At 63.1% G+C, this 8,953-nt stretch carries 11 protein-coding genes; 5 read left to right on the forward strand and 6 right to left on the reverse strand.

Annotated features, from left to right (window positions below):
* The 6 genes from H6B31_RS15655 to H6B31_RS15680 all read right to left on the reverse strand — a co-directional run.
* A partial coding sequence (locus H6B31_RS15655; RefSeq protein WP_243419104.1) for a DUF5714 domain-containing protein occupies window positions 1–380 on the reverse strand: 380 nt, incomplete at its 3' end.
* The gene (locus H6B31_RS15660; RefSeq protein WP_204899354.1) at window positions 377–1,066 is read right to left on the reverse strand and encodes an alpha/beta hydrolase; all 690 of its coding nucleotides are present in this window, start codon (window positions 1,064–1,066) and stop codon (window positions 377–379) included. The genes H6B31_RS15655 and H6B31_RS15660, both read right to left, overlap by 4 nt.
* The gene (locus H6B31_RS15665; RefSeq protein ID WP_204899355.1) at window positions 1,063–1,581 is read right to left on the reverse strand and encodes a DUF6933 domain-containing protein; all 519 of its coding nucleotides are present in this window, start codon (window positions 1,579–1,581) and stop codon (window positions 1,063–1,065) included. The genes H6B31_RS15660 and H6B31_RS15665 overlap by 4 nt, the downstream gene beginning before the upstream one ends.
* Window positions 1,581–2,039 (reverse strand): metallophosphoesterase family protein, encoded by a 459-nt coding sequence (locus H6B31_RS15670; RefSeq protein WP_204899356.1) that lies wholly within the window; start codon window positions 2,037–2,039, stop codon window positions 1,581–1,583. The genes H6B31_RS15665 and H6B31_RS15670 overlap by 1 nt, the downstream gene beginning before the upstream one ends.
* 17 nt (window positions 2,040–2,056) lie before the next feature.
* Window positions 2,057–2,467 (reverse strand): peptide deformylase, encoded by a 411-nt coding sequence (locus tag H6B31_RS15675; RefSeq protein WP_204899357.1) that lies wholly within the window; start codon window positions 2,465–2,467, stop codon window positions 2,057–2,059.
* A gap of 178 nt (window positions 2,468–2,645) precedes the next feature.
* Window positions 2,646–3,122: a GyrI-like domain-containing protein gene (locus H6B31_RS15680; RefSeq protein WP_243419105.1), complete on the reverse strand. Its 477-nt coding sequence runs from the start codon at window positions 3,120–3,122 to the stop codon at window positions 2,646–2,648.
* Window positions 3,123–3,281: 159 nt separating this feature from the next.
* On the opposite strand from H6B31_RS15680, the gene H6B31_RS15685 reads away from it, so the two are divergent.
* The 5 genes from H6B31_RS15685 to H6B31_RS15705 all read left to right on the forward strand — a co-directional run bounded on the left by H6B31_RS15685 (window position 3,282) and on the right by H6B31_RS15705 (window position 8,544).
* Window positions 3,282–4,358 (forward strand): zinc-binding dehydrogenase, encoded by a 1,077-nt coding sequence (locus H6B31_RS15685; RefSeq protein WP_204899358.1) that lies wholly within the window; start codon window positions 3,282–3,284, stop codon window positions 4,356–4,358.
* A gap of 55 nt (window positions 4,359–4,413) precedes the next feature.
* A complete protein-coding gene (locus H6B31_RS15690) occupies window positions 4,414–5,259 on the forward strand; it encodes an aldo/keto reductase (RefSeq protein ID WP_204899359.1) in 846 nt (281 codons plus the stop codon).
* 22 nt (window positions 5,260–5,281) lie between these two features.
* Complete coding sequence (locus H6B31_RS15695) at window positions 5,282–6,133, forward strand: aldo/keto reductase (protein ID WP_204899360.1); 852 nt, start codon at window positions 5,282–5,284, stop codon at window positions 6,131–6,133.
* Window positions 6,134–6,203: 70 nt separating this feature from the next.
* Window positions 6,204–7,349 (forward strand): flavodoxin, encoded by a 1,146-nt coding sequence (locus tag H6B31_RS15700; protein ID WP_204899361.1) that lies wholly within the window; start codon window positions 6,204–6,206, stop codon window positions 7,347–7,349.
* A gap of 46 nt (window positions 7,350–7,395) precedes the next feature.
* Window positions 7,396–8,544, forward strand: a complete 1,149-nt coding sequence (locus tag H6B31_RS15705) for an iron-containing alcohol dehydrogenase (RefSeq protein WP_204899362.1) — start codon at window positions 7,396–7,398, stop codon at window positions 8,542–8,544.
* Window positions 8,545–8,953: the final 409 nt, after the last annotated feature.

Here is an 8,953-nt window from a genome sequence, read left to right on the forward strand (position 1 = left end):
AGATGTGTATAAGAGACAGCCTTTCCCCGGCGGTACATCTCCCCCAGGGCCCGCTCCAGTTCCAGGGGGCCTCCGGCATTTTTGTATGCGGTGAGCAGGGCCGCCCCCACCATCACATGGTGCTCCGGGCCGTGCATGTGGCAGAAGGGCAGGTCCATCATCCGCCGGAGGATGGCGATCGGGTCGGCGGAGGTCTCCGCGAGGCACAGGCCGAAGATGCTGTCCATGCCCTGGGTGTGGCAGTCACTGCACACATAGTGGCCGTTTACACACCGGGTCTTGCTGGCCTCCCGCCTATGACAGACGGCGCACTCCATCTCCTCGTCCTGGAGCAGATACTCCAGCGGCGCTTTGCAGATCAGGCATTCTTCTCGGTTCAAGCTTCTCTCTCCTCCCACTCCCGCAGCGCGGACAGCTGTTCCGGCGTGTGGAACCAGTGCTCCCCGCCCTCCAGCACCGTGAGCCGGGCGCCGTGCCGACGGACATACTCCTCCACGGTTCGGCGGGGCGTCATATTATCTTCGCTTCCATAGAGGATGCGGACTGGACAATTCCAGCTGTGGACCGGGTGCTCCCGCACCCAGCACAGGTACTCCCAGGATAAGGTCTGACCGAAGGAGGCAGCGATCTCGCCCCGCTCCCGCAGCTCCTCCTCCGTCACCCCGGCCCAGCCCATCATGGTCAAGATCAGTCCCTCCATATCCAGAATGGGCGAGACCAGCAGGGCGCGGTCCAGCCGGTCAATGGCCAGCATGGAAAAGTAGGCCCCGATGCTGTTGGCCCGGAGGGAGACCGCCCTCCAGCGGCACTCCGTCCACTCCCAGGCCGCTCGGACGTCGGGTACCGCCACCCAGGGGATCAGCTTCTCCCCCCTCCCCTGGCGCTCCCCGTGGGCAGGCAGGTCGATGGACAGTACCTGGTATCCCTTGGGGCAGACCACCTGGGCGAAGGCCTCCGCCTCCTCCTTCCGGCCCATCTGGCCGTGGAGGAACAGATAGCCCCGCTCCGCGGGCGCTCCATATAACAGGGCGGGAATCCCGCCAATTCGTACTCGTTCTGGTCTCATATCTCTGCCTCTCGTTCGCATAATACGGCGGCCATCCGCTCCACTCCCGTCCCCAGCCCCTCAAAGCCTGCGCACCGGCTGGGGCGGGTGTTGACGGCGTGGTCCAGCAGCGGCTGAGCCTGCCGGCTGGTATCCAGGCACAGGTCCAGCTCCAGCACATCTTCCCAGGCTCGGTTGAGGAAGGCCACCTCCCGGCGGCCGTGGGTGCGGGTGAGCTCGATGCGGCCCGCCCGGCGCAGATATTTCTCCCCCTGGGCCTGTGAAAAACCGGCGGCGGTGAGGCTCTCCAAAAGCCCCTCCCGGAACAGTCCGAGGAGGTCCGTCCACTGCACCGGCGGGACGTCATAGCGGACGAAGGCGTACCGGCTGCAGCAGTGGACGGCCAGCAGGCACTGGCGCCCCCGCAGCTGGATGACATGGAGGTCCCAGCAGAAGCGCCGGTCCGGCTGAGCGCCATAGGGCGGCGTCTTCTGCTTCAAAAACCGCTGGAGGGGAAAGGTCAGTCCCAGTTCCATCACGCCGTCCCGTGGGGGATGACGATCTTCTCCACCCGGAGTTTTCCGTCCTCCGCCTCCGCCATCATCATGGTGATCTCCTGATGGAACCGCCGGGGACCGCAGGAGCCGGGGTTCAGCCAGAGAACGCCGTCCTTCTCCTCCAGCAGATACTTGTGGGAGTGGCCGAACACCACCGCGTCGACCCCGGCCAGGTCCGCCGGGACCTCCTTTTTGTTGTGGACCATATAGAAGGTCACGCCTCCCAGTGTAACGGTGCGGTCGTGGGGGATCTGCTCCGCCCACTCCTTGTCGTTGTTGCCCCGGACAACGTAGAGGGGCGCGTACTGCTCCAGCTGGTCCACGATGCCCGGTTTATTGATGTCTCCGCCGTGGAGAATAGCGTCGGCGGTTTTCAGAAGCTCCGCCACCTCCGGCCGCAGCAGGCCGTGGGTGTCGGACAAAATGGCCAGTTTCATAGGGTACCGCCTCCCGCTCAAATGATGACGCCCTCACAGTGGTCGATCTCGTGCTGGATGATCTGGGCTGTCCAGCCGGTGAAGGTTTTCAGCCGCTCCTGGAACTTCTCGTTCTGCCAGCGCACCTTGATGGACTTCCACCGCTTGGCTTGGCGGACGCCGGGCAGGGAGAGGCAGCCCTCCTCCGCCTGATAGGGCCCGGACTGTTTGACGATCTCCGGATTGAACATGACCATGTAGGTCCCCTCGTTGTCAAAGGCGATGATGCGCTTGTTGACGCCGATCATGTTGGCCGCCATGCCCACACAGCCGGTCTTGTGGTGCTCCAGCGTCTCCAGCAGGTCAGCCGCGATAGGCAGGTCCTCCGGTACGGCGGGCTCCGCCTTCCGGGCCAAAAAGGCCTCGTCTTTACAAATCTCTCGAATCATGGGTTCGATCTCCTTGTGTTTTAACGTAACTGCCCCGGAACTCCGGGCCGTTTTGCTTCCACCTGCATTATACACGGCCGCCCGGAACCAGACAAGCCCCGGATGAACTGGGGCCCCGCTCCCAGGCACGCGTCGGGCCCCCGGCTTTCCGCCGGGGGCCTGACACATAAGGGACGCTTTATTTCTTTTCCACCGGAATCCAGACCTCACAGTAGTAGTCCTGATCCTGGGTGCCCTGTTCAAACCTGCTGGCATCGCTGTACAGCTCCACATTGATACCGGCGGCAATTTTATAGTCGGGGTTCGTGGGCAGCCACTGGGAGAAAATCTGCTGGTTCAGCCCCTGGAGGGCCTGGGGCATCTTTCCCGTACAGGGGAACACCGCCCAGGTGTGGGCCGGGATGGTGCGGGTGGCGAAGCCCTCCGGAATCTCCCGGGCGGGGTCATAGTTGTCGGCGATGAGATATTCAAACTCGTTGCCGCCCATGCTCTCGTCCAGGTTGATGCCGTACACGCCCCGCACCACCTCGCCTCCCCCGGTGCGGAAGTGCTCCGCCCAGAACTGGGGCACCTGGACGGCGGCGTCCTCATACTTGAATGTCTTGGCCCGGCACAGCACCGTAAACGTCTCTTTTTTCATAATCCTGCAATCCATGTTTTGACCACCTTCCAATGTCACTTTGATCCTCAGCGGAGCAAAGGAGCGGGCCGCGCCTCCGCTTTTTCTCAGTGCGGCAGGTGTGAGGCCGTGGAAGCGGGTAAAGGCCTTGGTGAAGCTGTCCGGCGAGTCATATGGAAAAGGAGCTGTTTGCATATGAAGTACATGAAAGGTGTGGTCATCACCGGGCAGAACACCCTGGCCGTCAGCGACCGGTGCCCCCTGCCAGAGAAGCTCTGTCCCACCGGAGCGCTGATCCGCCCCCTGATCTGGCCCCCCTGCACCAGCGACGCCCATCTGTGCGCCACCGGATGCGCCTCCCTGCCCTATCTCCTGGGCAAGGCGGTGGGCCATGAGATGTGCGGGGAGATCGTCAAGACCGGCGCGGACGTACACGACTTTCAAGTGGGGGACAAGGTCATCGTCTGCTCGGTGATGCCGGTGTGGCGGAGCATGGAGGCCCAGGACGGCCGGGCCAAGCAGCACCAGGACAATATGTACGCCGGGGTGGACTATCCGGACCGGGGCGGTTCCTTTGTGGAGCTCTACTACATCCGGGACGCGGACATGAACCTGGCCAAAATTCCGGATGGAGTCACCCTGGAGCAGGCGGTGATGGTGCCCGATATGATGTGCACCGCCTTTGAGGGGGCCCAGGCCCTGAACATGAAGTTCGGCCAGTCGGTGGCCGTGCTGGGGGTGGGGCCCGTGGGCCTGATGGCCGTCCGGGCGGCAGTCCTCCAGGGGGCGGGCAATGTGTTTGCCATCGGCTCCCGCCAGGTGTGCTTCGACGTGGCCAAGGAGTATGGTGCCACCCATCTGATCGACTATCACAACGAGGACTACATCGACCAGATTGTCCGGGAAAACGGCGGACCGGTGGACAACGTGGTATTGTGCGGCGGCAGCGAGAAGGAGCTGAGCCTGGGGCTGAAGATGCTGAAAAACGGCGGCACCCTGGTAAACCTGAGCGCCTACTTCAGCAACGCCTCCATCCCCATCCAGCCCGCCGTGTGGGGCTTCGGCTACGGGGGCAAGACCATCAAGGGGGTGGGCTGCGGCGGCGGACGGCTCCTCCTGAGCCGCATGGCCCAGCTCATCGCCAGCGGCCGGGTCCAGCCTGAAAAGCTCATCAGCCACCGCTACCACGGCATGGAACAGATCCCAGAGGCCATGGACCTGTTTCTGAACCACGACCGGAGCCTCATCAAGCCGGTCATTTACAACGACTGAACGTGCTTCCGCCCCCTGGGGCAGAGGAAGCACAGCAGAGAAAGGATGTTGAAGTATGGAATACGCGACCTTGAACAATGGACTCAAAATGCCTATGGCGGGAATCGGCACCTTCCTGCTCACCCCCGACGAGGCGGAGGCCTCCGTCCTCAGCGCCCTGGGGTGCGGCTACCGCCTCATCGACACCGCCAACGCCTATGTGAATGAGAAGGCGGTGGGCCGGGCCATCAAAAAGTCCGGCGTGGACCGGAAGGACATCTTCCTGGAGACCAAGCTGTGGCCCTCCTTCTATGAGCAGGCGGACGCGGTGGACAAGACCCTGGAGCGGCTGGACACCGGCTACATCGACCTGCTGCTCATCCACCAGCCCGCCGGCAATTATATCGCCGGGTACCAGCTGATGGAGAAGGCTTACAAAGAGGGCAAGGTGAAGGCCATCGGCCTGTCTAACTTCAACCCCAGGCAGATTCAGGAGATCCTGGACGCATGTGAGGTGAAGCCTGCCGTCCTCCAGACGGAGGTCCACCCCTACTCCCAGGAGAAGGAGCTCAAGTCCTTCCTGTCCGACGAGGGCATCGTTATCCAGGCCTGGTACCCCCTAGGCCACGGGGACAAGTCCCTGATCCAGGAGCCCCTCTTTGCCCAGCTGGGGAAGAAATACGGCAAGTCCAACGCCCAGATCATCCTCCGCTGGCACATCCAGAGCGGCAATATCGTGATCCCTGGCTCCAAGAATCCGGAGCACATCAAGTCCAATCTGGACCTGTTCGACTTTGCCCTCACCGAGGAGGAGATGGCGGAGATCAATGCCATGGACAAGAAGCAGCGCTACTACCACAGCACCCCCGAGATGCTGGAGAAGTACGCCGAGATCGTCCCCGACGTAGACGGGCAGAAGTAAGGGAACAAAGGAGCGTTTTGCAATGGAGTATGTGACCTTAAACAACGGCGTGAAGATGCCGCAGCTGGGCTTCGGCACCTATCAGATCAAGGACCCGGCCCAGTGTGAGCGGGCGGTGCGGGACGCCATCGACGTGGGCTACCGCCTCATCGACACGGCGGCCTCCTACGGCAACGAGGAGGCGGTGGGCAAGGCGGTGCGGGAGTGCGGCCTCCCCCGGGAGGAGCTGTTCATCACCACCAAGCTGTGGATCTCCGACGCCAGCTATGAGGGGGCTAAGCGGGGTTTCCAGGCGTCCATGGACCGGCTGGGCCTGGACTACCTGGACCTGTACCTGATCCACCAGCCTCTGGGGGACTACTACGGGGCCTGGCGGGCCATGACCGAGCTGTGCAAAGAGGGGAAGATCCGGGCCATCGGGGTGTGCAGCTTCTACCCCGACCGGCTGGCCGACCTCATCGCCTTCCAAGACATGCCCCCCGCCGTCAACCAGGTGGAGTGCAACGTGTTCTTCCAGCAGCACAAGGCCCAGGAGTATATGCAGTCCAAGGGCGTCCAGATGCAGAGCTGGGCCCCCTTCGCCGAGGGGCACAACGACCTGTTCCACAACGAGACCTTGGCCGCCATCGGGGCCAAGTACGGCAAGAGCGTGGCCCAGGTGGTGCTGCGCTGGCAGCTCCAGCGGGGCATCGTGTGCATCCCCAAGAGCACCAAGCGGGAGCGGATGGAGCAGAACTTTGACGTGTTCGACTTCACCCTGTCCGACCAGGATATGGCCGCCATCGCCGCCCTGGACACCGGAGTGAGCTCCTTCTTCGACCACCGGGACCCCGCCGTGGTGGAGATGCTGGCCGGCCTGGTGCGGAAGGTATAAAGAGAAACCCCGTCCCCCGGGGGCGGAGTCCATAAAAATCAGTTTAACGTTACGTAAGGAGGACCAAGCAATGGGCAATCTCAAACGCATGGGGGCCGCGCTTTTGTCCCTGGCCCTGATTTCCAGTCTGAACCTTAACGCCCTGGCCGCGGTGGAGGACACCGGCTACGCCGACGTGGACGCCGGGAGCTGGTACGCCCAGGCGGTGGAGTACGTCCGGGACAACGGCCTGATGAGCGGCACCTCGGACGCCCAGTTTTCCCCCAGCGGCACTATGACCCGGGCCATGCTGGCCCAGACCCTGTACCGGGCGGCGGGCAGCCCCGCCGTCTCCGGCAGCGACGCCTTTACCGACACCCAGGCGGACGCCTGGTACGCCGACGCGGTCCTGTGGGCCACCCAGGAGGGGATCATCAGCGGCTACGGCGGCGGGCTCTTCGGCACCAATGACCCGGTGAGCCGGGAGCAGATCGCCGCTATCCTCTGGCGGGACGCGGGCAGCCCGGAGGCCCAGGCCGGCGCCCCCTTCGCCGATGAGGGCAGCATCGCCTCCTGGGCCGGCCAGGCGGTGGACTGGGCCCAGAGCAGCGGCATCCTCAGCGGCCGGGAGAACAACCGTTTCGATCCCCAGGCCAGCGCCACCCGGGCGGAGGTGGCCGTGATGCTCCGGGCCTACCGGACCATGGGCGCGCCCGAGACCCCGGAGACACCGGAGACCCCGGCGGAGGAGAGCAATGTGCTGGTGGTTTACTACTCCGCCACCGGAAACACGGAGCGGGTGGCCAATGCCATCGCCCAGGCCACCGGCGGCGACCTGTTTGAACTGACCCCCGCCGACCCCTACACCGACGACGATCTGAACTGGACCGACGAAAACAGCCGGGTGGTCCAGGAGTATGAGAACCCGGAGGAGCGGGATGTGGAGCTCACCGCCTACACCCCGGACAACTGGGCGGACTACGACGTGGTGTACATCGGCTACCCCATCTGGTGGGGCATCGCCGCCTGGCCGGTGGACGGCTTCGTGGAGGCCAACGACTTCACCGGCAAGACGGTGATTCCATTCTGCACCTCCTCCAGCTCCGGGCTGGGAGAGAGCGGCCAGCGGCTGGCCCAGCTGGCCGGCACCGGCACTTGGCTGGAGGGAGAGCGGTTCCGCTCCGGCGCCTCTCAGGAGGACGTAACTGCCTGGGTGGAGAGCCTGGGACTGAACTGATACTGGAGAGAATCTGCCCTTGAATTTCAAAAAGGAAGTCTGAATCATGGAAAACTTTGTCTACGAATATCCCACAAAAGTTTATTTCGGCAAGGGGGCGGCCAAGGCACATCTGCCCGGGATTCTGTCCGCCTGCGGCCCCAATGTGCTGCTGGCCTACGGCGGCGGCTCCATCAAGAAAAACGGGGTCTATGAGGAGCTGATGGGGATTCTGAAGGCCGCCGGCAAGACGGTCACCGAGTTTGCCGGCATCATGTCCAACCCCACCTATGCCAAGGTCCAGGAGGGGGCCAAGCTGGCCCGGGACTGTAAGGCCGACCTGGTTCTGGCGGTGGGCGGCGGCAGCGTCATCGACTGCTGCAAGATCGTGTGCGCCCAGGCGGTCACCGACGAGGACCTGTGGGACCTGGAGATGATCCAGCACAAGGCGCCCGCCGGGGTCCCCATCCCCCTGGGGGCGGTGGTCACCGCCTCGGGCACCGGGGCCGAGATGAACGGCGGGGCGGTCATCACCAACGAGGCGGCCAAGATCAAGGGCGGCATGTTTACCGCCGCCCCCCGGTTTGCCATTCTGAACCCGGAGTACACCATGTCCCTGCCCCGGATGCAGGTGCTCTCCGGCGCCTTTGACACCCTGAGCCACGCCATGGAGACCTATTTCGGCCGCTCCGACCGGGACAATGTCTCCGACGAGGTGGCCCTGGCCGTCATGCGCAGCACGGTGGTCAATATGCGCGCGCTTTTGAAGGACCTGAACGACTATACCGCCCGCAGCAATCTGATGTGGACCTCCGCCATGGCGGAAAACGGCATCCTGAAGGTGGGCCGGGTCACCGACTTTGAGGCCCACCAGATCGAGCACCAGCTGGGTGCCTACACCGACTGCAACCACGGCCAGGGGCTGGCAGTCATCCACCCGGCCTACTACCGGCACATTGTGAAGGACGCCCCGGAGAAGTTTGCCCGGCTGGGCCGGGCGGTCTTTGGGGTGGAGGGCGCTGAGGCGGTAGTGGACGCTTTGGCCGCCTTCATCCAAGAGTGCGGCCTGCCCACCAGGCTGTCCCAGCTGCGCTCCAAGGCGGAGATCACACCTGAGCTGCTGCGGCAGGTGGCAGACAGCACCAACCTGCTGCCCAACGGCCCCCGTCAGCTCACCCACAACGAGGTCTATGAAATCCTGATGGAGTGTCTGTAACCACCGGCCAGGGTGATCTGTGAGAAAACGGCACCGGAAACAAGGCACTTCTCAGAACTTGGTGCCGCAGAAGCGGTACTTTGCTGCGGTCACACCCACGGCGGCGTTTAAATCGTCTTTACAGGACGTTTCGTAAGCTTCCCGTCCCAGCGATTCGCCTCTGCCAATGCCAACTTCACGGCCTGTACTGTAGGTGAAACCATATTCAGGGGGAACACAATATCTCTATTGACAAATCAGGGTTCGTTGCAAAAAGAGCCCATAAAAACGAGCGAGGTTTGGAGCCCGAAATGGTTTCCAAATCTCGCTCGTTGCTTTATTCTTAGTTTGTGAAGACAAAGAAAAAGCAAAACCAGTGTACCGTATATGAGCGGAATGGTCAACTGGTACTTGCACTAAATTCAGAAAT

Origin of the sequence: Pseudoflavonifractor capillosus, assembly GCF_016899775.1 — a bacterium.
Classification (GTDB): Bacteria; Bacillota; Clostridia; order Oscillospirales; family Oscillospiraceae; genus Lawsonibacter.